The 24,155-nt window shown below is 55.4% G+C and carries 22 protein-coding genes and 1 pseudogene; 11 read left to right on the top strand and 12 right to left on the bottom strand.

The genetic code is table 11. The annotated features are described in order from the left end of the window. Window positions 1-2: 2 nt before the first annotated feature. Complete coding sequence (locus tag ACYZT5_RS04365) at window positions 3-764, bottom strand: SDR family NAD(P)-dependent oxidoreductase (protein WP_462049965.1); 762 nt, start codon at window positions 762-764, stop codon at window positions 3-5. A gap of 279 nt (window positions 765-1,043) precedes the next feature. On the opposite strand from ACYZT5_RS04365, the gene ACYZT5_RS04360 reads away from it, so the two are divergent. From ACYZT5_RS04360 to ACYZT5_RS04340, 5 genes are all read left to right on the top strand, one after another. After that, on the top strand, window positions 1,044-2,060 hold the full coding sequence (locus ACYZT5_RS04360; RefSeq protein WP_462052185.1) for an AraC family transcriptional regulator: 1,017 nt from the start codon (window positions 1,044-1,046) through the stop codon (window positions 2,058-2,060). Between the two features lie 339 nt (window positions 2,061-2,399). Beyond that, window positions 2,400-3,746, top strand: a complete 1,347-nt coding sequence (locus ACYZT5_RS04355) for an MFS transporter (RefSeq protein WP_462049964.1) — start codon at window positions 2,400-2,402, stop codon at window positions 3,744-3,746. A gap of 62 nt (window positions 3,747-3,808) precedes the next feature. Then, window positions 3,809-4,549 (top strand): nitroreductase, encoded by a 741-nt coding sequence (locus ACYZT5_RS04350; protein ID WP_462049963.1) that lies wholly within the window; start codon window positions 3,809-3,811, stop codon window positions 4,547-4,549. Beyond that, window positions 4,546-6,198, top strand: coding sequence for an AMP-binding protein (locus tag ACYZT5_RS04345; RefSeq protein WP_462049962.1), 1,653 nt, complete (start codon window positions 4,546-4,548; stop codon window positions 6,196-6,198). Before ACYZT5_RS04350 ends, ACYZT5_RS04345 begins: the two co-directional genes overlap by 4 nt. Window positions 6,199-6,344: 146 nt before the next feature. Further along, window positions 6,345-7,607, top strand: a complete 1,263-nt coding sequence (locus ACYZT5_RS04340) for an OprD family porin (RefSeq protein WP_462049961.1) — start codon at window positions 6,345-6,347, stop codon at window positions 7,605-7,607. A 102-nt stretch (window positions 7,608-7,709) separates the two neighbouring features. Here ACYZT5_RS04340 and ACYZT5_RS04335 read toward each other — a convergent pair whose 3' ends face one another. Further along, window positions 7,710-8,297: a TetR/AcrR family transcriptional regulator gene (locus ACYZT5_RS04335; RefSeq protein WP_462052184.1), complete on the bottom strand. Its 588-nt coding sequence runs from the start codon at window positions 8,295-8,297 to the stop codon at window positions 7,710-7,712. Window positions 8,298-8,460: 163 nt separating this feature from the next. Between ACYZT5_RS04335 and ACYZT5_RS04330 the strand changes: the two genes are divergently transcribed. The 4 genes from ACYZT5_RS04330 (at window position 8,461) to ACYZT5_RS04315 (ending at window position 11,781) form a co-directional block, all read left to right on the top strand. Beyond that, entirely contained in the window at window positions 8,461-9,561 is a 1,101-nt protein-coding gene (locus ACYZT5_RS04330; protein ID WP_462049960.1) for an alkene reductase, read from the top strand. A 77-nt stretch (window positions 9,562-9,638) separates the two neighbouring features. Beyond that, the gene (locus tag ACYZT5_RS04325) at window positions 9,639-10,427 is read left to right on the top strand and encodes an SDR family NAD(P)-dependent oxidoreductase (RefSeq protein WP_462049959.1); all 789 of its coding nucleotides are present in this window, start codon (window positions 9,639-9,641) and stop codon (window positions 10,425-10,427) included. A 110-nt stretch (window positions 10,428-10,537) separates the two neighbouring features. After that, window positions 10,538-11,407 carry an alpha/beta fold hydrolase gene (locus ACYZT5_RS04320; RefSeq protein ID WP_462049958.1) on the top strand — a complete coding sequence of 290 codons (870 nt, stop codon included), beginning with the start codon at window positions 10,538-10,540 and terminating at the stop codon, window positions 11,405-11,407. A 122-nt stretch (window positions 11,408-11,529) separates the two neighbouring features. Further along, window positions 11,530-11,781: a hypothetical protein gene (locus ACYZT5_RS04315; RefSeq protein ID WP_462049957.1), complete on the top strand. Its 252-nt coding sequence runs from the start codon at window positions 11,530-11,532 to the stop codon at window positions 11,779-11,781. Window positions 11,782-11,991: 210 nt separating this feature from the next. Here the strand turns inward: ACYZT5_RS04315 and ACYZT5_RS04310 are convergent. From ACYZT5_RS04310 to ACYZT5_RS04285, 6 genes and pseudogenes are all read right to left on the bottom strand, one after another. Beyond that, window positions 11,992-12,218 (bottom strand): annotated as a pseudogene (locus tag ACYZT5_RS04310) (zinc-binding dehydrogenase); the annotation flags it as partial. 156 nt (window positions 12,219-12,374) lie between these two features. Then, entirely contained in the window at window positions 12,375-13,361 is a 987-nt protein-coding gene (gene acuI / locus ACYZT5_RS04305; protein ID WP_462049956.1) for an acrylyl-CoA reductase (NADPH), read from the bottom strand. Between the two features lie 392 nt (window positions 13,362-13,753). Then, on the bottom strand, window positions 13,754-14,653 hold the full coding sequence (locus ACYZT5_RS04300; RefSeq protein ID WP_462049955.1) for an alpha/beta fold hydrolase: 900 nt from the start codon (window positions 14,651-14,653) through the stop codon (window positions 13,754-13,756). Between the two features lie 176 nt (window positions 14,654-14,829). After that, window positions 14,830-15,831 carry an NADP-dependent oxidoreductase gene (locus tag ACYZT5_RS04295; RefSeq protein WP_462049954.1) on the bottom strand — a complete coding sequence of 334 codons (1,002 nt, stop codon included), beginning with the start codon at window positions 15,829-15,831 and terminating at the stop codon, window positions 14,830-14,832. Window positions 15,832-15,840: 9 nt separating this feature from the next. After that, window positions 15,841-16,299: a DUF2147 domain-containing protein gene (locus ACYZT5_RS04290; RefSeq protein WP_462049953.1), complete on the bottom strand. Its 459-nt coding sequence runs from the start codon at window positions 16,297-16,299 to the stop codon at window positions 15,841-15,843. A gap of 82 nt (window positions 16,300-16,381) precedes the next feature. Continuing rightward, window positions 16,382-16,789, bottom strand: a complete 408-nt coding sequence (locus tag ACYZT5_RS04285; RefSeq protein ID WP_462049952.1) for a hypothetical protein — start codon at window positions 16,787-16,789, stop codon at window positions 16,382-16,384. A gap of 191 nt (window positions 16,790-16,980) precedes the next feature. Between ACYZT5_RS04285 and ACYZT5_RS04280 the strand changes: the two genes are divergently transcribed. After that, window positions 16,981-17,664: a TetR/AcrR family transcriptional regulator gene (locus tag ACYZT5_RS04280; protein ID WP_462049951.1), complete on the top strand. Its 684-nt coding sequence runs from the start codon at window positions 16,981-16,983 to the stop codon at window positions 17,662-17,664. A gap of 127 nt (window positions 17,665-17,791) precedes the next feature. On the opposite strand, the gene ACYZT5_RS04275 is transcribed toward ACYZT5_RS04280, so the two are convergent. The 4 genes from ACYZT5_RS04275 to ACYZT5_RS04260 form a co-directional block, all read right to left on the bottom strand. Continuing rightward, the gene (locus ACYZT5_RS04275; protein ID WP_462049950.1) at window positions 17,792-19,504 is read right to left on the bottom strand and encodes a GMC oxidoreductase; all 1,713 of its coding nucleotides are present in this window, start codon (window positions 19,502-19,504) and stop codon (window positions 17,792-17,794) included. Window positions 19,505-19,565: 61 nt separating this feature from the next. After that, the gene (locus ACYZT5_RS04270; protein ID WP_462049949.1) at window positions 19,566-21,026 is read right to left on the bottom strand and encodes a class I adenylate-forming enzyme family protein; all 1,461 of its coding nucleotides are present in this window, start codon (window positions 21,024-21,026) and stop codon (window positions 19,566-19,568) included. A gap of 38 nt (window positions 21,027-21,064) precedes the next feature. Beyond that, window positions 21,065-21,991 (bottom strand): alpha/beta hydrolase, encoded by a 927-nt coding sequence (locus tag ACYZT5_RS04265; protein ID WP_462049948.1) that lies wholly within the window; start codon window positions 21,989-21,991, stop codon window positions 21,065-21,067. Beyond that, window positions 21,988-22,962 (bottom strand): enoyl-CoA hydratase/isomerase family protein, encoded by a 975-nt coding sequence (locus ACYZT5_RS04260; protein ID WP_462049947.1) that lies wholly within the window; start codon window positions 22,960-22,962, stop codon window positions 21,988-21,990. The genes ACYZT5_RS04265 and ACYZT5_RS04260 overlap by 4 nt, the downstream gene beginning before the upstream one ends. Window positions 22,963-23,200: 238 nt before the next feature. Between ACYZT5_RS04260 and ACYZT5_RS04255 the strand changes: the two genes are divergently transcribed. After that, window positions 23,201-24,049: an SDR family oxidoreductase gene (locus ACYZT5_RS04255; protein WP_462049946.1), complete on the top strand. Its 849-nt coding sequence runs from the start codon at window positions 23,201-23,203 to the stop codon at window positions 24,047-24,049. Window positions 24,050-24,155: the final 106 nt, after the last annotated feature.

Here is a 24,155-nt window from a genome sequence, read left to right as displayed (position 1 = left end):
CCTTATTTAGCGGCCATGCGCAAGGCTCCGTCGAGACGGATTACCTCGCCATTGAGCATGCTGTTTTCAATAATATGTTTGACCAGCCCGGCGTACTCGGCAGGTTTTCCCAAACGCGGCGGGAACGGCACGCCGGTCGCCAGAGAGTCACGGACTTCCTGGGTCATGCCGGCCATCATCGGGGTTTCGAAAATGCCCGGCGCGATGGTCATCACCCGGATGCCGAAGCGCGCCAGTTCACGGGCGGCGGGCAACGTCAGGCTGACGATCGCACCCTTGGACGCGGCATAGGCCGCCTGGCCGATCTGGCCGTCGTACGCGGCCGCCGAGGCGGTGTTGATGATCACGCCGCGCTCGCCGTCGGCATCCTCTTCGGTTTCAGCGATTGCCGCCGCTGCCAGGCGCAGCATGTTGAAACTGCCGATCAAGTTGACGTTGATCATCTGGCTGAAATTGGCCAGCACATGAGGGCCATTCTTGCCGAGGATCTTCTCACCGCGCACGATGCCGGCGCAGTTGACCAGACCATTCAAGCCACCGAAGGCTTTCACCGTCGCCTGCACGGCGGCTTCGGCCGCGGCTTCGTTGCTGATATCAGCCACCACGCTTTGCGCGCCGAGTCGTTCAGCCTGGACCGCAACGGCCTCGGCGTTCATGTCCACCAGCATCACTTTGGCACCGGTCGCGACCAGCATTTCAGCCGTGGCCGCACCGAGCCCGGAGGCACCGCCGGTGACGAGAAAAACCTTGTTGTCGATCTGCATTATGGTTTCCTATATTCGAGCTGGAACGTTATCGCCGCAGTCTCAATCGACATGGCAATATCGTGGAATTCCTGGCTGGTCTTGTTAAGGTTTGAAGAACTAAAGTTGATGAAATACTGGGGCCACATGACTAGCCGGACAATGGTCAAAGCCACCAACTTGTGTGATCGGTTTGGCCAAGGGCCGGGTTAGAAAAGACCAAATTCGCGGCTTGTAGCGAATGCGAACTGACCACGAAAGTCATACACCGAGCACAGCACTCACCACGTGGAGAACATGATGGTTACACCTCAGGACAAGGGAACCACGTCAATCGCACTGGTGCATGAAGCCCTCTATAGCGCCAGGCAACGAGGCATCGACGTGGCACTGGCCTTAGGGAAAGCCGACATCGACCCGCAACTGCTCGAAGCCCCAAAAGCAAGGGTGTCAGCCAGCTCATTCGCTCGCCTGTGGGTCGAGTTGGCGGATCTGTTGGATGACGAATTCTTCGGTATAGACAGTCATCCGATGCGACGCGGCAGCTTCAAACTGATGTGCCATGCCCTCCTTGATTGCAACACTTTGGGCCAGGCTCTGCAGCGAATGCTTTCGTTCTTGCGGCTGGTACTTGATGACATCCATGGTGAAATACAGACCAAGGAAGATCACGCCTTCATCATCCTCCACGATCACGAAAACCAGCGGCGGCTGTTCGCTTACGGCACCTGGTTTATCCTCGTACATGGCTTAGCGTGCTGGTTAGTCAACCAACGTATTCCATTGCTGGCGCTCAGTTTTCGCGCCAAGAAGCCTGCCGATGAAAGCGACTACCGAATGCGTTTTTGTGAAGACATTCAATACGACGCGCCGATAACACAGGTCAACTTCGACAAAAAATTCCTGGATATGAAGATTGCGCAGACTCCCGCCAGTCTTTGCGCGTTTTTAAAAGAGTCCCCCGCCAGCCTCTTGGTCAAATACCGTAACGACGACAGCATCAGTGCGCAGATAAGGCGACGCTTACGAGGGTTAAGCCCTGACCAGTGGCCGGAAAGGGACGAGCTGGCACTTGTGCTCTGCATGTCCAATTCAACCCTGCAGCGCCGGCTACAAGCAGAGGGCACCCATTATCAAAACCTGAAAGATGATTTACGCCGCGACATGGCTATTGACTTGCTATCGCGCGGAGACATGACGGTTACCGAGGTCGCGACAGAAACCGGCTTTCAGGAAACCAGCGCCTTCCACCGCGCATTCAAAAAGTGGACGGGAGTCAACCCGGGCGCCTATCGACGCAACCATTCAGACGAGTAATTTCAGTTAGCGGAACGATGCCCCAGCCCCATCCACAAGCGCCATGTGGATTTATTAGCTACGCGTTTTCTCTACAACCGCGTACGTCACTTCAATGCTTTTTCGCTGGTGTTTGACTCACTGGCGCCCTTCTCAGACATGCCCAAAGAGCTCACCCAAGTTGGCACCGCCAGGCATGGGCTGCTTTAAATCGCCTACCTAGAATGGCCATGAAACAGCAACCGCTCTCTCATCAATAAAGGCCTAGCAGTCGGCAGTGCCGAGCTGGCTTTTCGGCAATCTTGATGTACGCAAGCAAGTGCACTTCACCAAAAAAAATAAAATCGAAGGAGACACGATATGCAACCAGTCAACGTATACACGCTCGCGGGCAACTCAACATTCAACAGCTTCCATAGACTGATTCTTTTCTGGTGCGTGCTGATATTGGTCATTGACGGCTACGACCTGGCCGTCGTTGGCGCTGCATTGCCTGCCATTATGTTGGACATGAGGATAGACCCGACCAGTGCAGGCATCATGGCCGGCTCGGCCCTGCTAGGAACCATGCTTGGCGCGATCTTTCTGGGGACGTTAGCCGACCGCATCGGTCGACCAAAGATGATCGCCATCTGTGTTGCGTTGTTCAGCCTGTTCACCGCGGCTGCCGGGCTCACCAGCGACCCGATCAGCTTCAGCGTCGCCCGATTTATCGCAGGGCTGGGTATCGGTGGCGTTCTGCCGATCGTGACTGCACAAATGAGCGAGTTCTCTCCAGCGAAACTTCGTACCCGGCTTGTCACGTTAGTGTTTGCGGGCTATTCCGTGGGCGGGATTCTGGTCGCACTCACCGGCAAGCAACTGATCGAAAGTCACGGATGGCAGTCGGTGTTTTACGTTGCTGGGCTCCCCGTGCTGTTGATCCCGTTGATTTTGAAGACCATGCCGGATTCCATGGCTTTCTTGCTCAAGCAGGGTCGCCAGCAGGAGCTGCGCATCATCATCAATAGGATTGATCCCGCTTATCCATTGGATAGCGAGATGGTGCTGGCGGGACATCCTGCCGAGAACAATTCCTCACTCGACACCCCGATCAAAGGGCTGTTCAGCGATGGCCGCGGCTTCAGTACGGTGATGATCTGGGCAGCCTTCATGACTGGACTGTTCATGGTCTACGCGCTCAATTCCTGGTTGACCAAACTGATGGCGATGTCCGGCCATAGCCTGGGCTCGGCTCTCAATTTCGTCATCGTTTTCAACGTAGGTGCGATTGTCGGTGCGCTCGGCGGCGGATGGCTCAGCGACAAGTTCAACATCAAATATGTACTGGTTTCATTCTATGTAGTGGGCGCGCTGGCTCTCACCGCAATGGGCTTTACACGCTCGACTGAGTTGCTGTTCGTGGTCGTCTTCATTGTTGGCGCCTCCACCCTCGGCACTCAATTGATTGCCTATGCCTATGCAGGCGATTTCTACCCGACCTCAATCCGTTCCACGGGTGTGGGCTTCGCGTCCGGGGTCGGCCGCATCGGCGCAATTATCGCCCCAGTGCTTATCGGCTGGTTCGTCTCGTTGGCCTTGCCGCTCGAACAAAACTTCATGGTGATCGCACTTGCAGGCCTGATGGGTGCGGTGGCGGTCACGTTCGTAAACCAGTCACGGGCGGATTCGACACAGCTACGCAAAGCGCCTGCGTTGTCACGCTAAGCCACAGGTTGCAGCTCAGCTCTCATGGCCCGTTAGACCCGATGTGTTGAAGGATGTGAACCTTGAATCGCTTGTCACTACCACCGTTGTCAGCGCAAGAACTTAAACGCACTGTCGACTGGGCAATTGCGTCACGTCGCAGTGTCAGAGCTTTCCTGCCGACTGCAGTGTCGCGTGAAGAAATCGAAGCGATTCTGGACATCGCTCGTTTCAGTGCCTCAGGCGTCAATATGCAGCCGTGGCGTGTTCATGTCGTCACCGGCGAGGTGAAGGAACGTTTGTCGATGGCGATCGCCGCCATCGATAACGATCCACAGCTCAGTAGCGGTGCGCAAGATCCGTATGAGTACTACCCACGTGAATGGGTGACACCTTATGTGGATCGCAGACGCAAAGTGGGTTGGGATCTCTACGGTCTGCTTGGGATCAGTAAGGATGACAAGCACCGCATGCACCAACAGCACAGTCGCAACTACCGATTTTTCGATGCCCCGGTAGGACTGTTATTTACCCTGGATAAAGTGCTCGAGCAGGGCAGCCTGCTCGATTACGGCATGTTCCTGCAAAGCGTGATGGTGGCCGCCCGTGGTCGTGGTTTGCACACGTGCCCGCAAGCTGCATTTCTTAAGTACCACAACGTCATTTCAGAAGTGTTGGGCATTCCATCTGAGCAAATGCTGGTGTGCGGTATGAGCCTTGGCCATGCCGATCCTGCGTGCATTGAAAACACGTTGGTAACGACCCGCGAGCCAGTCAGCACTTTTGCCGTTTTTCATCAAAATAATAAGGAGACCTGCCCATGATTACCGGTGCCTACGCAAACGGACTCGATCAGAGTCCAGCGAACCATGTTCCGCTGACCCCCCTCGGTTTTTTGGACCGAGCCGCTCTTGTTCACCCTGAACGCGTCGCTATCATTCATGGTGAGCTGCAGAGGACCTGGGCGCAAACGCGTGAGCGCTGCTATCGACTGGCATCGGCACTCGTTGGCAGGGGCGTACTCCCAGGTGACACGGTCTCCATCCTTTCACCCAATACGCCGGCAATGGTCGAAGCGCACTTCGGGATTCCATTATCCGGAGCGATTTTGAATACGATCAATCATCGTCTGGACGCTGAAGGCATCGCGTTTATTTTGCGCCACAGCGAATGCAAATTGCTCCTGGTCGATTGCGAATACATGGCCGTTGCCTCTGCGGCACTTGAACTACTCAAATTCCGTCCGGTCGTGATTATTATTCGCGACCATTTGGCTGCAGTGTGCGTCGACCTGGAAGTACCTGACTACGAGGCACTACTCGCCGAGGGTGACTTGGAATTCGAGGGGATTTGGCCAAACACTGAGTGGCAGCCCATTGCCCTCAATTACACCTCGGGCACCACCGGAGATCCGAAAGGTGTGGTGGTCAGCCACCGGGGTACCTACTTGATGAGCCTGTTGCAGATGACCAACTGGCCGCTCCCACGTGCGCCTCGGTACTTATGGACGCTGCCTATGTTCCATGCCAATGGCTGGTGCTTCCCATGGGCTATCACCGCCGCAGCCGGTACACACGTGTGCCTGCGCAAGGTATCGGCTGAAACTGTATTCGACGCGATCACCCTTCATCAGGTTGACCATTTCTGTGCGGCGCCCATTGTGATGGCCATGATCGCCAACGCCCCCCATAGTCCTGAGTTGCCCCATTCAGTTCGCGTGTTGACGGCAGGCTCACCGCCGCCTGCAGCAGTGCTGGATGCCGCTGTGTCCATGGGGTTCGAAGTTGATCATGTGTACGGTATTACTGAGGTGGCTGGCACACCGATCAGTTGTGTCTGGCAGGACGGATGGGATGATCTTCCCGCTCAAGAGAAAGCGAAAGTACGGGTTCGGCAAGGCGCCCGCGCAGCAGCATTCGAGGGTTTGATGGTCGCAGATGCGGAAACGTTGCAGCCCGTTCCTCATGATGGTCAGACCACCGGCGAACTGCTGCTGCGCGGCAATACAGTAATGATGGGATACCTGAAAAACGAGACAGCAACGCAAAAGGCATTCGAAGGCGGATGGTTTCATACCGGAGACGTCGCAGTGGTCCATCCAGACGGATACATGCAGATAACGGATCGTTGCAAGGATGTCATTATTTCGGGTGGCGAGAACATTTCTTCCGTCGAAATCGAAGACATCCTCCATAGCCATCCGGCGGTGCTTCATGCCGCAGTAGTCGCCCAACCGGATGATAAATGGGGCGAAGTGCCTTGTGCTTTTATCGAACTGAAAAATGAACGTCACGCCCCTACAGAGGCCGATTTAATCGCGTATTGCCAGACACGCCTGGCGCGTTACAAATGTCCAAGTCGAGTGATCTTCAGGGTGCTGCCGAAGACGGCTACGGGAAAGATCCAAAAATTCATTCTTCGTGAACAAGCCGGTAGCCGGGAAGCCATCGTTCGGCTGGCCTCATGCGGTTAACACGTTACCGGCGCTCTGTTATGGCTGTATCTATACCGCCGACTACAACCCTTGCTTGAGCAGCGTGCGGAGCAAAGTCGCATCGCTCTTTCAATGAGCGGTGCGCGCTGCTGACACCAAAAACAACAACAAATGGTGCATTAGACATGTCGAAAAAAAGTGTGACGTCGCTCTCGGCGATCCTGTTCACGTGCGCGGCGCCCAGCGCCTTCGCGGAGTTTATCAGCGGCACAAAGACCAGCCTTGAACTGCGTAACTTCTATTACAACCGTGACTATCGTAACGACGAAGCACGGCAGTCCAAACGTGATGAATGGGCGCAAGGCTTCATCTTGAATGTGCAGTCGGGTTTTACCGAGGGCACACTTGGTTTTGGCGTGGACGCGCTCGGCCTGCTCGGCGTCAAACTGGATTCCAGCTCGGACCGAACCGGTTCCGGGCTGTTGGCTTTTGATTCGCAACGCAACGTAAACGATGAGTACAGCAAGCTAGTACCTACCGCCAAGGCTCGCCTGGCCGCTAGCGAATTACGCATCGGAGGGCTAAATCCCGTAATGCCCCTGCTGTCCAGCAATAACAGTCGCTTGCTCCCGCAAGTCTTCCGCGGTGGAATGCTGGTATCCAAAGACTTTGAGCCTTTGACCTTCAGTGCGTTACGGATCAATGCTGTGAAGCAGCGTAACTCGACGGACTTTGAATCGCTGACCACCTTCGGCTACAAAGCGGTGCAGGCCGACCATTACACCTACCTGGCATTTGACTACAAAGTGATGCCGCAACTGTCGCTCAGCTACCACGTGGCCGAGTTGGAAGACCTCTACCGTTCGAATTTTTTCGGCTTGAAATTCGAACGAGCACTGGGCCTCGGATCGGTGATTTCCGACGTTCGTTATTTTGCTGCCAGCGAAACCGGGGATGAAGCGCTGGGTGAAGTGGACAACCGGACACTCAGCACGATGTTCTCCTACCGTCAGAGTGGTCATACGTTCGGCCTCGGTTTTCAGAAAGCCTGGGGGGACACGCCCTTCGCCATGGTCAATGGTACCGACACGTACCTGTTCGGCGAATCGCTGGTGAGCACCTTTACCGCTCCGAACGAGCGCGTCTGGATTGCTCGTTACGATTTTGATTTCGCTGCTGCCGGTGTGCCCGGGCTAACTCTGGGCCTGAAGTATGTAAAAGGAGACGAAGTCGATCCTGCTCTTTTGGGATCATCCCAGGCAGCCAGTCTGCGAGCCCAAGGTCAGGATGGCAAAGAATGGGAACGGGTCAGCGATATCACCTACACCATTCAAAGTGGTCCGTTGAAGAACGTTTCGGCACAGTGGCGTAACTCCACAAACCGCTCCACCTACGCCGACAGCGCCAACGAAAATCGGTTGATCTTTCGATACACGTTCAAGTTCTGATCGCTGTGCGACCGCCGCACACAAGTTCTGTGTGCGGCAAATTCCAAATTGACCGAATTGAGATGTGAGCAACCACTTGATGTGGCCTTCTATTTGTTCCCATTAAGGCTCATCACCAAGCGACAACGGCAAAGATGCGATGATTTCAGCCTGGCACACCTGGAGTATTTCATCAGCCAACGACGAATCATCTGGGCACGCTCGCGACAACATGACCGCACCTATGGCATGCGCCAACATGTCGATCATTTTTGCCCGCGCCCTTTCTGGCGCTACGCCCTGCTCCGCCCTGTACTTCTCTTCGAGAGCCACCAGCGTGCTTTCTATCCCACTAGTAAAGGTGGCCTTCAATTCGGGTGATTGACGTGCAGCGTCCCCACACAAGGCTGCCATGGTGCAACCGTTTCCTCGCCCATCTCGGTGATCTCTTGACACATAGATTTTGATGAACTCTGCAACATCGAGACCACTGGTATCGGCGAGCGATTGCGAAAGACTATCCGCTGCCGCTTCCGCCATCAGATCAGCCTTAGAACCGAAATGTTTGTAAAAACCTCCATGCGTAAAGCCGGCCGCAGCCATGAGCTCCGCCACTCCCACGCCATCGTAGCCACGTTCACGAAACAGCATGGAAGCTGTCTCGACGATAAGAGCTCGATTGGCGAGTGATTGCGTCTTGGTGATCTTCATTTCGTTGAGCCTTCCATCTCGAATCCAAGGGGGCATCTTACTATGATGTTGATTGCAATCAAAAGCGTTGACTTCTTTGAGTATGGTCGACATCATAAATCCGTCTTCGCGAATCGCCGTATCTAGGGCGCCCTCGTCACTCATCAACGATCATGGAAACAAGATGAACACTAAAACTTTGTTTGAACCTTATGCGCTTGGCGCGTTGACGCTTTCCAACAGAATTGTCATGGCACCGCTTACGCGCAACCGTGCTGGCGAGGGCTTCGTACCTGGCGCGTTTACTGCGACCTATTACAGTCAAAGAGCATCAGCAGGTTTGCTCATCTCCGAAGCTTCCCAGATATCACAGCAGGGACAGGGCTATCAGGATACGCCCGGGATTTACACGCAGGCGCAGATAGATGGCTGGCGCGAAGTCACCGGCGCTGTGCATGCAAAGGGCGGCCGGATTTTCCTGCAACTGTGGCATGTTGGGCGTGTTTCCCACGTAGACCTGCAGGAAAATGGTGCAGCTCCAGTCGCCCCCTCCGCGCTACGTCCCGCCACTAAAGTGTTCGTCAACAATAGCTTCCAAGACGTTTCGGAACCCAGAGCGCTTGATATCAGCGAGCTGCCCGGAATCGTTAACGACTTTCGTCAAGCCGCGGCAAACGCGATTGCTGCCGGGTTCGATGGCGTAGAGATTCACGGTGCAAACGGTTATCTGCTGGATCAGTTCGTCAAGGACGGCGCCAATGTCCGTACTGATGCCTACGGTGGCTCGATTGAAAATCGTGCTCGCCTACTGCTGGAGGTGACTGCGGCTGTGGTCAGTGAGATCGGTGCTGGGCGAACTGGTATTCGTATATCGCCGGTCTCACCGGCCAATGGCGTCTCCAGCAGCGATCCAAAGGCTCAGTTCGACTACATTGTCGACCAGCTCAATGCCTTGGACATCGTTTATCTCCATGTCGTCGAAGGCGCTACCGGCGGGCCACGCGACGTTGCCCCCTTCGACTTTGGCGCCTTGCGTCAGCGCTTCAAAAACACCTACATCGCCAACAACGGCTACGACGTCACTCTGGCCACCTCGCAACTCAACGAGGACAAGGCCGACTTGATCGCTTTTGGGCGCCCGTTCATTGGCAATCCGGATTTGGTGGACCGGCTTAAAACCGACGCCCCTTTGTCAGCATTTAATCCTGCAACCCTGTATGGCGGCGGTTCAGTGGGTTACATCGACTATCCAACTTTGACTGAATCCAATCTCCAAAAGCATTGAAATTTCGCGGCTAAGCGCGTGCGCCAATTACCGCGCATGAAACGCTTGGTCCTCTACTTGAAGAAGAGAATGACACTATGAGCACGCGCACAACTGTTCTGATCACTGGCGCCTCCACCGGCATTGGCGCTGTTTACGCCGAGCGCTTTGCGCAACGCGGACAAGATCTTGTACTGGTAGCCCGTGACAATGTACGGCTAGAAGCATTGGCCGCCCGGCTGCGTAGCGAACACAACGTCAACATTGACATTCTCAAGGCCGACCTCACCCAAATCAGCGATTTGACGACAGTCGAGGCACGCCTGCGTGAAGACACGAGCATTAAGACCCTGATTAACAATGCAGGCGCGGCTCAAACCGGCAACTTTCTCGAACAGACACCAGACAGCGCCGCTCAACTCGTATCGCTCAACACGACCGCATTGGTGCGCCTCGCAAGCGCCATAGCCCCACGCCTGGCACAGGCCGGTGAAGGCGCGATCGTGAATGTCGGCTCAGTCGTGGGCCTGGCACCTGAGTTTGGTATGACGGTATACGGTGCAACAAAGGCGTTCGTGCTGTTTCTATCACAAGGAATGAGCCTGGAACTCTCCCCGAAGGGAGTCTACGTGCAAGCCGTACTGCCTGCGGCTACCCGCACCGAAATCTGGGAGCGCGCGGGAATCGACATCAATACCCTCAATGAGATCATGGAGGTGGGTAATTTGGTCGATGCAGCGTTGCTCGGTTTCGATCGTCGCGAACCCGTGACGATTCCGCCATTGCAGGAGGCTGAACGCTGGGATGTTCTGCAAGCGGCCCGCCAAGGTCTGCTCTCGGAGATCAGGCAGTCCCGTGTCGCCGAACGGTATCAGAGCCAAGCGTGATCATCTCGTAGCAGTGGCGGCAGGCAATTGGGGGGGGGTGAGCTCGATGCATATCGACTGCTGTGCATCGAGTAAAGCCTTCCGATTCTCACCTCGAGCACGGAGTAAAAATGACTATTTCAAATACAAAACCCGACCTCGAATCGCAAGTGCCGTTTGTGAGGGCAGCGAATAAGCAAATTTACGTTAACGGCACGGCCTTCGTTTACCGTGAGGTAGGTCCTCGTGGAACCGTACCGCTCATTCTGTTGAATCACTGGGGCGCAGTTCTAGACAACTTCGACCCGAGGATCGTCGACGGTCTCGCGAAGACGCGGCGTGTAATCACCACTGACTACCGTGGAATCGGCGCATCGGGTGGGACGGCTCCAGCGACCGTTGGTGAAATGGCAAACGATGCAATCAGTGTGATTCGCGCATTAGACCTCAAGGAAGCCGATCTACTCGGTTTCTCACTGGGAGGATTCGTAGCGCAGGAGATCGTTCTAAAAGCCCCTGGTTTGGTACGCAAGCTTATCCTCACCGGGACCGGACCCGCCGGTGGTGAGGGTATCGATAGGGTTTGGTCAGTATCATGGCCATTGATGGTAAAAGGTTTTCTGAGGCTAAAGGACCCAAAGTCCTACCTTTTCTTCACCTCGACATCCAACGGCCAGCAAGCCGCTAAAGACTTCTTGACGCGTCTTAAGGAACGTAAGACTGACAGAGACAAAGGTCCGACACCGACAGCGTTCTTACGGCAACTCAAAGCAATCATCGCATGGGGCAAACAAGCCCCACAGAATCTCAGTCATATCCGCATCCCAACGCTGATCGCGAACGGTGACAACGACATCATGGTACCGACCAAGAACTCTATAGACCTGGCGAAACGAATTCAAAATTCGCAATTGATCATTTATCAGGACGCAGGGCATGGCGGAATCTTCCAGCATCACGCTGATTTTGTGGCCAAAGCACTGGTATTCCTTGATGCGTGAGGACGAGGTCAACCCGCCACTGAGTTCGCGCATGCTTAGGGAAGTATTTCCACTTCGATGATGTGCATGTCAGCTGCGGACATTATTATTTAACTTAAGCAGAAAATATTTAGGAATGGCTGATGAGTGAATGTGAGCCTGCGCCAAAAACACACCAGCCTCACGCGGAAAGAATTGATGAAGGTCTCGTATCGCTTGACCACGCGACTGAGAATCCAAATTACTTACTTCACATTAAAGCGCAGCAAGATCAATCATCAGATGTGGATATTTCAAACCTTGCTATTGCGAAAAAAAATATTAAGTTGCAGCCTTCTACTGTTCTCATCGACCCTTCAACAATCATCTGGCGCAACTTGATGTTGGAACAGTAAAAAACCAATTCGCTAATGAAAGTTTATTCACGAGGAGCATTCGTGCCAGGTTAGCGCAGTAGCGGCAGCTGATCCCGTATTACCTCCAGACTGATGAATACAGCGAACTATCCAACCTATGCTCGCTGTTGATCAATGATTATGGGCATCGCTGCCATCCGCAAGAAACTCTTCTGAGACGAATGGGTGCGGTGATTGAGATGCGGAGCGTTATCTCACTTTGACGACGACCTTACCCTTCGAATGCCCTTCGGCAAGATACTCAAGCGCCTCCTTAGCCTGCTCGAACGCAAACACCTTATCGATTACTGGCCGGATGCGCTCCTCTTGAGAAGTTCGCCGATTTCGTTCAATTGATCGCCATCGGGACGCACGAACAAAAATGAATAGGTGACCTCCCTCCTTCTCGCAAGTCGCAATATCTTTCGGCCCATCACAGCCCGTCGCGGCTTCCTTGCCACCGAGAACATAGCACCGACGCCCGTGCACAGCGGCGCACCGAGGCGCCGTTGAAGTCGGCGCTCGGCTGATGAGCATGACGCCATGCACGAATAGCCAGCATCGCGAGATGCTGGAATCGCCGCGACACACTGTCATGCGTTTACGTCGACGACTGTGCGCCCCCGCACCTTGCCCTCAAGGACTCGACCGGCGATTGCGGGGACTTCGGCCAAACCGATCACCTGGGTCGTCCGCGCCAGCTTGTCGAGGTCCAGATCTGCAGCCAGGCGTGACCATGCCTGCAGCCGCACCTGCTGCGGTGCATTGACGGAGTCGATGCCTGCCAGCGTCACGTTACGCAGGATAAAGGGCAGCACCGAGGCCGGCAAATCAATGCCCTGGGCGAGGCCGAAGGCCGTGACGACGCCACGATACTGAGTCTGTGCCAGTGCGTTAGCCAGGGTATGACTGCCTACTGAATCCACGACGCCTGCCCAGCGCTCCTTGGCGATGGGCGCCCCCGGTTCAGACAGCGTACGGCGGTCAATGATCTCGGCGGCGCCCAGAGCGCGCAGATAGTCGGCCTCTTCGAGGCGCCCAGTCGATGCGATCACGCGGTATCCCAGGCTCGATAGCAGCGCGATCGCCACGGAGCCAGCGCCGCCATTGGCACCGGTCACCAGGATGTCGCCGCTCTCCGGCGTCAGACCACCATGCTCGAGCGCCAGCACCGCTAGCATTGCGGTGTAACCGGCAGTACCAATGGCCATTGCCTCTTTAGTCGAAAATACTTCCGGGACCTTGACCAGCCAGTCACCGCTGACACGAGCCTTTTGCGCGAAGCCACCATGCCAGGTCTGGCTTAGTCCCCAGCCGTTGGCCAATACACGGTCGCCGGCTACGATGCCGGGATAGGTAGAGGTCTCGACGATGCCCGCGAAATCAATACCCGGAATCAAGGGAAACTGACGGATTACCGGAGACCGACCACTGATCGCCAGTGCATCTTTGTAGTTCACGTTTGAGTACTCGACTACCACGGTGACGTCACCCGGCATGAGATCCTGATCGTTTAAATTGACCAGGTTGGTCGAGATCGCGTCGCCCGTCTTGGTGGCGAGCAGTGCTTTGAAGGTCATGATGTTCTCCTGTTCAAGTATGGGGACGCTATTGGTGCTGGATCAAAATACTGACTAACGCTAATACGAGCGGCCTGCCCAATTGGCTAAGGAACTTCAATGCTCGATCAGGGACAACGTCGCGTGCAGAAGTGCTGATATCGAACTGCAACTTTACACAGCCTCCCTCTAACAACTCGCTCGCCGCTCGCATCGTCTCAAGTGATGCGCTTTTCGAGTAAATGGAATGCGTATTTTATGATTATAATAATAATCATAAAGCATTGAGAGAGCAAGAAATGCCCCATGAATTCTTCGTCGGCACCAGGCTGCTGTTTTTTTCACGCTAAGTGGTCGTATTGCCTTTTGACTCGAATACAAGCGCTTAATACCTGAAGCGTCGTTCAATAGATCTATGGCAATACGTGAAGTGGATGTCGCGCGAGGAAAGTGACCAAATGCTTTACGACTTCATTCGGTGCGGAGTCGGGAAAGAAATGACCGCCTGGAATTGCGGCAGCTTCTATGGTCGAACAACGTTCAGACCAAGTGGCGGGAATGTCGTAGTGTCGGGCCATCGTTCCTGACGCACCGTAAAGAATCAACACAGGGGCCGCAATACGTCTTCCTTGATCAATCAAATCGTCCGAGAAATCGACCGCCAGCGTAGCGCGATAGTCGTTGCAGTAGCCGGCGATGGTCATTGGATCTCGCCATGATTGCCGGTACGCCGACAGTTGCTCTACATCGAAGTCCTCAGGCCCCGCCGCCCCCCATCCGAAAAGACAGCTCTCGAAGAAGAAATCAGGATCAGCCCCGATCATTCGCTCTGGAAAGGGGCCCGGCTGGGCCAAAAAGAACCAGTGCCAGTAGCTTTGCGCGACTTCCTTGCGCAGATCGGTCAGCAGCACCGTCGTTGGCACAACGTCCATCAGCGTTACGCTGACTACCGAGTCAGGATGGTCGAGCGCTAAGCGATACGCAGTCCGAGCGCCACGGTCGTGACCTACGATATGGAACTTTTCATGTCCGAGTGCACGCATAAGTGCCAACTGATCCAAAGCCATCGCCCGGAACCCATAGTTCACCAAGTTTGCCTGGGCCGGGGGTTTACCCGACGCGCCATATCCGCGCAAATCAGCGCAAACGACCCGACGGCCCTGCGCGACCAACGCTGGCGCGATCTGCGCCCAAACTGCCATGGTCTGCGGAAAGCCGTGAAGCATCAGTAGAGGTTCGCCTTCACCTGCAACGACACAGGCGATTTCAACTTCGCCTACTGTGATCTGATGACGCGTGAAGCCTTCAAACATAAGCCCTCCTTCCACACAAAGAATGCTCAAAGCTTGTCTCTTTGAATCACCTCCCATCGAAGCAGCGACCCTTTTTCAAGCATCTCCCCTGCCCCCAGGATAAGATGCCGCCCTTCAATGAGCCGCGCGAGTTCCGCTCCTGATAGTTGACGGTCGAGTTTTAGCGATCTTCCACATTATTTAACCTTAACGATGACCTTGCCTTTCGCCCGACCTGTTTCAACATAGGCCAAAGCATCCGGCGTCGATTCAAATGGAAAGATCTGGTCCACAACCGGGCGTATGGCCCCAGAATCGATGAGTGCGGTGATCTTACGCAATTGCTCACCGCTTGCTTTCATGTAAAGGAATGAATAACTGACGCCACGGCGTTTGGCTTTTTTCCTGATCCCATAACTCAACAGACGCATGACCAGCTTCAGGAACCCGGATAATCCAGCGCTTTTCGCAAAGTCAGCATCCGGTGGTCCAGAAATTGAGATGAGCTTTCCACCAGGCTTTAGCACACGTAGCGATTTCTCCAGTGTCTCTGTGCCCAGACTGTTCAAGACCACATCGTAATCGTGCAGGACTTTTTCGAAATCGTCTTTGCGGTAATCGATTACGACATCCGCACCAAGGCGCTTCACCCATTCGACGTTCGCCGTGCTCGTGGTCGTCGCGACGATTGCTCCCAAATGCTTGGCCAACTGAATGGCCAGCGTACCCACGCCACCAGAACCCGCATGAATTAACACTTTTTGGCCTTTCTTCAGGCCCGCTTTTTCGACCAGCGCCTGCCAGGCCGTCAAGCCAACCAGAGGGATAGACGCCGCTTCCTCCATGGTCAGACCTTTCGGCTTGATCGCCAACGAGCCCTGATTGATCGCAATGAACTCTGCGAACGCACCGATTCGATCATCGTCTGGCCGTGCATAGACTTCATCGCCGGGCTTGAACTGCTGCACTCGTGAGCCAACCTTTACGACGACACCGGCTAAATCATTACCCAGGATAAGCGGCATGCGGTAAGGCAAAATCATCTTGAACTCGCCGTCCCTGATTTTTAAATCCAGAGGGTTTACACCCGCAGCATGGATCTGGACTAAAACGTCATCTTTGCCCAATTTTGGTTCGGGCATTTCAGTCGCCCGTAACGCAGCTTTTTTTCCATAGCGATCGATAATGAATGCTTTCATCGTGTGTCCTTATTCCTGGCGTAACCAGGTCTGTGAGCGTCCCAGCACCGGCATGCCAATGTAGCCGCGCACACTGAGCTTTTTACCATCGTCGGTCAGGTGGACTTTGCTCTTGTAGACCTTACCGTTGTCAGGATCGAGGATTTGGCCATCGGTGTATTCTTCGCCGTCCTTTCGCAAGCCGGTCAGAATGGTTAGGCCAACAATCGGCGCGTCCTTGTTCACGCCCTCACATTTCTCGCACTTCGGATTCTGAGATTCGCCGGAGGTAGGAAACGCTTTTTCGATAACACCTTTTAGAACGCCCTCGGATTCGGTGATTCGAATCAGCGCCCTCGGCTTCCCACTGACGTCGTCTATGTTCTGCCACAGCCCAACGGGCGAATTATCGTCTGCCCAAAGTGCAGATGACATGACTGCTGCTGCCAGGGTAAGGCCGAATACACCTGCTTTGTTCAGATTACGCATTACCTGATTCCTCATTTCGAGAGTCTTTTTAATAATGGCTTGATGCCATTTTCGGGTTGTGAAATAGGCTTGGGGCTCATGGCTACCGGTTTGCGCATTCAGATTTAAGATCGTTTTGTGAGGCACGTGAGACGTAAAGGAACGCAAAGATGAGCGCGACTTCGATAAGAACGGCGGGCAAGATCCCAAAGTCCACATTACCCATGGCAAGTTCGAATATGCCAAGGACGGCGAGAATCAAGCAGGTCACGACCAACCCTGTGACCAACGATGAGCGGGCCGAGGACGGCCCCGTATTTCTTGCTGAAAAAAACATGACTCCTATCCCCGCATACAACGCAGCCCCGCGTCGTCCGGTTACCCCGACGGACTCAGTGAAATCCACGCCCCAGCTTGCCAGCAAAAAACCGGGTGCAAACGTCCAGGTGAAGGCCAGAGCAAAAAACAGACATGCTGAAAGGATGGCGAGATTTCTGAAGTTAACTTGCATTAGTAGATCCTAAAGTATTGTTTTTCGTTGTGGATGGACCAGGCGTGCCACCCTTCGCGCTTTACCGTTTTCGAGATCCACGCCTGAATCCCATGACGTCGATCCCTCATAAGCCCAGCTAGGTCTCCAGCCACTCGAATATATAACACTGTTATTTGATAAACATAACTCCGTTATGGCACTATTGCAATATGACCTCTGAAAACTCACTCCCTAATGCCCCCTCTCGCCTTGTCGAGGCGACCATCCGCGTGCTTGCGACTAGCGGCCCGTCCGAAGTCAAAGCGCGCTCGGTATCGAGTGAAGCCGGCCTCTCGACGATGGGCGTTTATACTCACTTCGGTGGCGTGCCTGAGCTTCTACAGGCGGTCGCTGACGAGGGATTCAAGCGGCTGGCAGCGGCCTTCAAGGGCGTGCCGGTTACGGATGATCCGATAGCCGACTTGTGTGCAATGGTCCTGGCTTGCCGAGAACTGGCACGAAGCAATCCTCATCTGTACGACTTGATGTTTGGTCTTTCGATTGACGGGAGGTATAGCCCCTCACGAGGTACCATGACACCGATTGCAGATGGACAATCGGAAGCGTTCAAGGCGACATACGCGATTCTGGTCGATGCCTGCGCTCGCTTGGTTGATGCGAAATGCGTCCGCAAAATCGATCCTGCTTTCATCGCACCGCAGCTATGGAGTGCTGCGCATGGATTCATCATGCTCGAGCTCGCCGGTCACTTTTCGAGCACAGCCAATCCTGCCTCAGAGATCCTGGTAGCGACGTGCAACAACATTGTTGTCGGCTTTGGAGCGAAGCGCCAAAGAGTGGAGGCTTCCACCGCTGGCGTAATTGCAAACTGGGCAAGCACGCCAGGCGTTTGAAAACCGCGCAACCCTGCAGTAGCGCGGTGCGAACGGTACTTCAGTTCATGTACTCATGCCGGTCGGCATATTCAGATGAGGGTCAACCGGTTCGTTCATTAGAAAATTGACCGGTCGTGATGAATGCTCATTTGCAGAGCAGGAGCGGGATCTGTATCGAGGCCACACGCGGATCATCTGGATGACTCGGCGCGACATCGGACTGCCTCGTAGCCACCGCTTCACCTCCTCCATGATTACCTTTGTTATTGCCCTGACGGGCCTCCGGTATCTGCGCCATTGCGTACTCGGCAAGTGCCGTGATGGTCAGCGCTGGATTAACCCCGGGATTTGCAGGCATCGCAGCGCCGTCACAAACCAACATGTTTTGATAACCAAAAACGTGGAGGTTCTGATCAATCACGCCGCTTTTAACATCGGCACCGATGACGGCGCCGCCCAGTACATGGGCTGTGGTTGGAATATTACCCAGTGCTTCCATTACGTTGCTCTGAGCAATACCGCCGGTATGCCTGGCCAGCCATTGAGCAGCCTGATTACCCATTTCAATGTACGTGGGATTTGGCTTGTCGCGATTCTGTTCTGTGACGAGGCGGTAGCCGCGGCCCAGCCAACGCTTGCTGGGGCGGAGAGCGATCGCATTGTCCAAAGTCTGCATTACGAGCAGCATCACCATGTGCCGGCTCCAGCCCCATGGCCATAGTGACTTCAGCCATCGTACCGGGTGCAACACGATAGTCCCCAGCCACTTCAGCGGCCGCGTCACGCGACCACCCTTGCCGACCAGCAGAGTGCAGAGCAGGCTAAGGAAGTCGGCGTTGCGACCGTAGGTGAGAAACTCGATGTGAGTATTCTGATCGACGTGCACACTGCTGCTGGCAGTGACGTCGTTCCAGGTTTTACGGTCCTCGGGCAGGCGCACGTTTAGAACCGATTCGCTGTTGGTGCGCACCAATTCGCCAAGACGATCGCTGACCCGGGGCAACGAGCCGCCGTGCTTGCAGTTGGCCAATAATTCGTTGGTACCGAGAGCCCCGCCGGCGAAGATAATTCCTCGTGCGGTATACGTCTGACGGTCACGGAAGAACCAGGCGCCGGGACGCTGAGTGGTCACACTGTAGCCTTCACTGCCATCGGCTGCCCCAAGCGGGATCACATCAACGACCTCGTGCTCTGCCAGTATCTGCACACCGCGTTTCTCTGCGAACCACAGGTAGTTTTTCACCAGCGAGTTCACAGCACCGACGCGGCATCCGACCATACAGGCGCCGCAGCGTATACACCCCGTGCGGTCAGGTCCTTCCCCACCAAAATAGGGGTCCTTGACAGTCTTGCCCGGCTCGCCAAAAAAGACCCCGGTGGGTGCGCGATTGAATGTGTCTTCGGTTCCGAAGTGTCGTGCCATCTCCCGGGCGAGTTGCTGGTTCGTCGAGTCAAAAGGCACCGTCTTTACCCCAAGCATGCGCTCGGCCGTTTCATAGTGAGGCTGCAACAGCTTGTCCCAGCGACCGAGTTCACGCCACTGCACGTTTTGGAAGAACTCTGGCTTGGCGCGGTACAACACACCGCCATACACGGTGCTGCCGCCGCCGACACCCGACTGACTGGGGAAGAAGACATGGCGAAACAGCGACATGCGCATAATCCCCTTCAAACCCAGTGCGGGTGCCCACAGGTATTTGTTGAACTGCCAAGCCGACTTGGGAAGGTCTTCGTCACGATAACGTCGGCCGCGCTCGAGCACCGCCACGCGATAGCCTTTCTCCACGAGGCGCAGCGCCGAGACGCTGCCGCCAAATCCCGATCCGATCACCAGCCAGTCGAAGTCGGTGTTTTTCATAGTGTGTCCCCTTCTACGTGCCAGCTGCTTTGCCGCCTAATGTCCATCAGGGAATTACCCTTCAATCGACCCACTCGGTCCACATCTTCCGCAGCCTCAGTTTGTCGACCTTGCCCACGGCGTTCTTCGGCAAGCTGTCGATGATGTTGATCGTGGAAGGTCTTTTGTAACGCGTCAGCCGGTCGGTACAGTGCTCATTCAAGCGCTGTTGGGTACCCGCGAACCCCGAACGAAACGCGACATAGGCAACAACAATTTCACCGAGTGTCTCGTGGGGAGCACCGATCACAGCTGCTTCGAGAACGCCTGGAAATTCGAACAACACATCTTCGATCTCCTTCGGATAGATGTTCTCGCCGCCGCGAATGATCATCTCTTTAAGGCGCCCGACAATAGCCAGATAACCGTCCTCGTCGATCCGCCCAATGTCACCGGTGTGCAGCCAGCCACCAACGATGGTCTTCGCTGTTTCCTCGGGTTTTCCAAGGTAGCCGCGCATGACGTTAGGGCCTTGCACCAGCACCTCGCCAATGGCGCCCTGCGGCAGATGCACACCGCTTGGATCGGCGATTGCAATGTATTGCCCGATGAAGGGCAGCCCGACAGTACCGACCTTGCGCAGGCCGTCGAAGGGGTTGATGGTCGAAGCACAGGTACCTTCGGACAGCCCATACCCCTCAAGCAGCGGAAAACCGAAACGAGCTTCAAATTTTTTAAGTAATTCCGCCGATGCAGGTGCCGCGCCGCAAATGCCATACCGAAGACTGGAGGTATAGGGTTTGATCTCACGGGGTAATGCGTTAAGCATTGCGTAGATGGTTGGCACTGCGGAGAAGTACGTGGGCCGAAGCCACTCGACATCCTCAAAAAATGTGTCGATGTTAAAACGCTTCCTGATCGTCACCCGGCCACCGCTTAATAGCGGAATAAGGGTACTCACCAAAATGCCGTTTACGTGAAATAGAGGCAGTATCAATAAACAATGGTCCGTTGCCGTGACCTTTAGCGAATGTCGGCCCATTTCCGACATAGCTTCAACATTGGCGTGATCGAGCATCACACCCTTCGGTAAGCCGGTGGTGCCACTTGTATAGATCAGGAGTGCCAGTGCGGTAGGCTCTTCGAAAGGTACGCCGGTGTAGGCCGCCCCACTTTCCAGAGTCGATACAGGCAGGGACAACACGCTTGGGACCACAGCTTCGCCACTGGTATTGATCAACAGCTTGGCCTTTGAATCAACCAGTTGATGGGTTGCTTCCTTACTGGTAAGCGCAGGATTAATAGGCGTGATCGCCGCCCCCAGACGCCAGGCGGCGAACATCGCCACCACAAATTCGACCTGGTTGGGCAACATGACGGCGACGACATCTCCGACGCCGACACCCATATTCGCGAAGACTCCCGCCGCGGCGAGGATTCTGGAGTGAAACTGCCGGTTAGTCAGGTTGCTGTTGTCGTCAGCGACACACAGAGCATTGGGCTCCGACGCCGTGCGTAAATCTGAAAGCTTGGAAAAGCACATTATTGTTGTTCTCTCTTAAAGTGACGGAAACGCTCGAATCAGTTAGCTGAAGATCCAAGTAGATGTTTCGTCAGGAAGTGGGTCTGATCCGCCACCAGCTCTTCGAATGCATCGCCCATGTAGAACTCGAAATGCCCAGCGCTATAAAGCCTCGTTTCTCCATGTGGCGCTCTGCGCACCAAGGCGATCGTCTGCTCTGCCGGCGTCACGGTGTCGGTAGTGCTGACACAAAATAGAATGGGGAACTTCACCTTCGCGGCGGAGCGTCCAGGTCGATACGCAATGATCTCCGGGAGCACCCGCGCTGCGACGTGATTGATGAACACCATCCCCTCTGGCATCAGGGCCAGATAACCCGGCAGGGCGTCATGGGCATTCATCAAGGCAGGCTTACCGGGAGCGGCAGCGATGGGCACCATCACTGGCGGGCGACCCAGCAGCTTGGCTGCAAAGTCACGCAGGAGGACCGGGGTAACCTGCAGCGACCCCTTCACACCCAGTGCGGCTGCCGCAGCCAGACCGTCGGTAAAGGGACACTGGCTGATAGCTGCCAGTAACTCAGGATGTCGGCTGGCCACCGTGATGGCATGCCCTCCCCCAAACGAGCTTCCCCATATGGCAACCCGGCTTCCATCGACATCCGGGCAGCCTTTGACGAAGTCCAGCGCCGCATCCCAATCAGCCAGTTGCCGCTTCACAGACATCAGCTGCCGGGGCCAACCACCGCTGTCTCCAAAGTAACGGTAGGTGAAGGCCAATGTAGCAATTCCCGCAGCGGCGAACCGCTCAGAAAAGGCATCGAGACGCATCTCGCGAACCGCACCGAGTCCGTGGCCGAGTACGACAATCGGTGGTTTCTCTACCCCGACCGGCAGGTAGAGCCAAGCCGAACAGTAGGTTTCGCCCGAGTCAAAGCGGATGTCCTGGCGAATGACTTGATAGGGAAGTCGCGACGCTTGATTCATTTCTCGCCTCCTGCGTTTTGCAGGGGCAAAGAACCTTGCTCAAGGGTGTGCTCGAAAATGGCCGGGTTGTAGAACGGGACGACACCGTCGCGATCGGTGCGCTCAAGGTATTCGACCATTAGCGATTGCGCAGTCTCGGAAGGCGAGATCTTGATGAATTCGGTGCGCTCCATGTGCAACCCCTCATCGAGGGTGGCTGATCCGCCCAAGTACACAGCCCGCTTGATAGCCTCAATGGCGCCCCTGGGTCGGGAGCCCAGATACCGGGCCAGCTCAATGGCTCGATCAAGCAATGCATCCGGAGCAACCACTTCGTCGATATAACCTATTTCGAGCGCTTTCTGTGGCGACACCGGACGGCCTTCGAGCATCAGCATAAGAGCTCGATGGGCACCGACCAGCCGTGGTAATCGCTGAGTGCCCCCGCCGCCGGGAAGGATTCCAAGAAGCACTTCTGGTTGCCCGATCAAGAAATCGCCATCCGCCATCAGGCGGACGTCGCAAGCCAGGGCGAGTTCGCTGCCAAGGCCCAGCGCGGACCCATTCAGAGCCGCGACGAAAATGACGCCGCTGCGGTTCATCCGTAAAAAAGTGTCGTGCAGCTTGTCAAGCTGCATTCCGCCCTCTAGCGGTGTCAGAGACGCTGCTGCCGCCAAAGGCGGAACACCGCGAACGGTCTTTGCGGTTCGAGCAATCGCCGAGGCAGCAGTGCGGCCGACCTGCGGGATGCTCTTCCCACCTTCTTGCAACCAACGAACGTCTGCGTGACCGATGAATCGCTCAGGGTGAGTTCCGGTTAGCACCACCGCTTTTACCGCAGTATCGGACTCTAGCTTGTCCAATAGCTGCGAAAGCTCATTGGCCATGTCCAACCCCATCAGCCCGTGTGGACCTCCATCCAGCCGCGCTATCAACACAGAGCCACGGGACTCCATATCTAGGTACTCAGGCGGCGTATGCATCTTCGTCATCTCTTGGATCCTCTGGTGATAAGCCTGGAGAGCAGGTCCGCGCTCCATCTGTAATGTCCACCTCGTAACAGCTATCAGTTCTGCTCGGGGTGGCAACCGTCGACTCAAAATCAATAACACTGTTATTTGCGAAACATAACACTGTTATAGTATGGTCGCAATACGGCCATCCCGTGCACGCGTTTTTTGATGACGACGATGGCCTTCGCTGACGCCGGCACCTGAGGAAACCAAAGAAATGAAACCGCATATCACTGTGGTGCAGAGCAATCGAGCCGCCAGGAATCCGTCCGAGTTGCCTTTTTCAGAATGGAGGCCTGCAATCCTCGTCACAGGCGCAGCCTCCGGAATCGGTCGTGCCTGCGCTGAGTTGTTTGCGCAGCGCGGCTGGTTTGTGGGTCTATACGATATTGATTCAGGGGGTGTCGCAGCGGTCGCAGCGACCTTGGGAGAGGGCAACGCCGTCTCCGGCACTCTCGACGTCAGCGATCCTGCGGCATGGGCGCAGGTGCTTGCAGAGTTCTGGACGCAAAGCGGTCGGCGGCTCGATGTACTGTTCAACAACGCAGGAATTCTCGCTGCTGGGCAATTTGAAACCGTCCCGTTGACCAAACACCACGCGATGCTTGACGTGAACGTTCAAGGAATGATTACCGGCTGTCACAGCGCCTTCCAGTACCTACGAGGGACGCCCTGCTCTCATGTCATCAATATGGCCTCAGCCACCGCAATTTACGGTCAGCCTGAACTCGCAACTTACTCGGCCAGCAAGTTTGCCGTCCGCGGATTCACTGAAGGACTTGACCTCGAATGGCAAAAGTTCGGCATCCGCGTGAGCGACATCTGGCCAAGTTTCGTAAAGACCGCAATGGCTGACGACTTCGGCCGCATCCCCAGCGCCAAGTCACTGGGCATTCGACTCACACCGCAAGACGTCGCGTCGACCGTATGGGCTTGCGCGACGGCAAAGCGACGCATCCACAAGACTCACTGGACTGTCGGCATGCAAGCCGGATTCCTATCGTTCGCTACACGCCTGGCGCCTCCAGCCCTCACCCGATGGATAGTCCAACACATGGCGAGATAACGGACGAGTTTACGACTCTCGAAAACGAACCAGGGCGAGACATCAGAAAACACGACTGACCAGGCACGGCCCCATAGGTGGACTTAGTGTCCCTGGGGCCATCCGA

This window comes from Pseudomonas sp. LB3P14, from assembly GCF_054898045.1.
Note: the sequence above shows the minus strand (reverse complement) of the source record. Positions and strands in the feature narration are given on the sequence as shown.

Bases quoted from the DNA above. Each gene is read 5' to 3' on its own strand.
- ACYZT5_RS04365 (WP_462049965.1), bottom strand. From the start codon at position 764: ATGCAGATCGACAACAAGGTTTTTCTCGTCACCGGCGGTGCCTCCGGG.
- ACYZT5_RS04360 (WP_462052185.1), top strand. From the start codon at position 1,044: ATGGTTACACCTCAGGACAAGGGAACCACGTCAATCGCACTGGTGCAT.
- ACYZT5_RS04355 (WP_462049964.1), top strand. From the start codon at position 2,400: ATGCAACCAGTCAACGTATACACGCTCGCGGGCAACTCAACATTCAAC.
- ACYZT5_RS04345 (WP_462049962.1), top strand. From the start codon at position 4,546: ATGATTACCGGTGCCTACGCAAACGGACTCGATCAGAGTCCAGCGAAC.
- ACYZT5_RS04340 (WP_462049961.1), top strand. From the start codon at position 6,345: ATGTCGAAAAAAAGTGTGACGTCGCTCTCGGCGATCCTGTTCACGTGC.
- ACYZT5_RS04335 (WP_462052184.1), bottom strand. From the start codon at position 8,297: ATGAAGATCACCAAGACGCAATCACTCGCCAATCGAGCTCTTATCGTC.
- ACYZT5_RS04330 (WP_462049960.1), top strand. From the start codon at position 8,461: ATGAACACTAAAACTTTGTTTGAACCTTATGCGCTTGGCGCGTTGACG.
- ACYZT5_RS04325 (WP_462049959.1), top strand. From the start codon at position 9,639: ATGAGCACGCGCACAACTGTTCTGATCACTGGCGCCTCCACCGGCATT.
- ACYZT5_RS04320 (WP_462049958.1), top strand. From the start codon at position 10,538: ATGACTATTTCAAATACAAAACCCGACCTCGAATCGCAAGTGCCGTTT.
- ACYZT5_RS04315 (WP_462049957.1), top strand. From the start codon at position 11,530: ATGAGTGAATGTGAGCCTGCGCCAAAAACACACCAGCCTCACGCGGAA.
- acuI (WP_462049956.1), bottom strand. From the start codon at position 13,361: ATGACCTTCAAAGCACTGCTCGCCACCAAGACGGGCGACGCGATCTCG.
- ACYZT5_RS04300 (WP_462049955.1), bottom strand. From the start codon at position 14,653: ATGTTTGAAGGCTTCACGCGTCATCAGATCACAGTAGGCGAAGTTGAA.
- ACYZT5_RS04295 (WP_462049954.1), bottom strand. From the start codon at position 15,831: ATGAAAGCATTCATTATCGATCGCTATGGAAAAAAAGCTGCGTTACGG.
- ACYZT5_RS04290 (WP_462049953.1), bottom strand. From the start codon at position 16,299: ATGCGTAATCTGAACAAAGCAGGTGTATTCGGCCTTACCCTGGCAGCA.
- ACYZT5_RS04285 (WP_462049952.1), bottom strand. From the start codon at position 16,789: ATGCAAGTTAACTTCAGAAATCTCGCCATCCTTTCAGCATGTCTGTTT.
- ACYZT5_RS04280 (WP_462049951.1), top strand. From the start codon at position 16,981: ATGACCTCTGAAAACTCACTCCCTAATGCCCCCTCTCGCCTTGTCGAG.
- ACYZT5_RS04275 (WP_462049950.1), bottom strand. From the start codon at position 19,504: ATGAAAAACACCGACTTCGACTGGCTGGTGATCGGATCGGGATTTGGC.
- ACYZT5_RS04270 (WP_462049949.1), bottom strand. From the start codon at position 21,026: ATGTGCTTTTCCAAGCTTTCAGATTTACGCACGGCGTCGGAGCCCAAT.
- ACYZT5_RS04265 (WP_462049948.1), bottom strand. From the start codon at position 21,991: ATGAATCAAGCGTCGCGACTTCCCTATCAAGTCATTCGCCAGGACATC.
- ACYZT5_RS04260 (WP_462049947.1), bottom strand. From the start codon at position 22,962: ATGACGAAGATGCATACGCCGCCTGAGTACCTAGATATGGAGTCCCGT.
- ACYZT5_RS04255 (WP_462049946.1), top strand. From the start codon at position 23,201: ATGAAACCGCATATCACTGTGGTGCAGAGCAATCGAGCCGCCAGGAAT.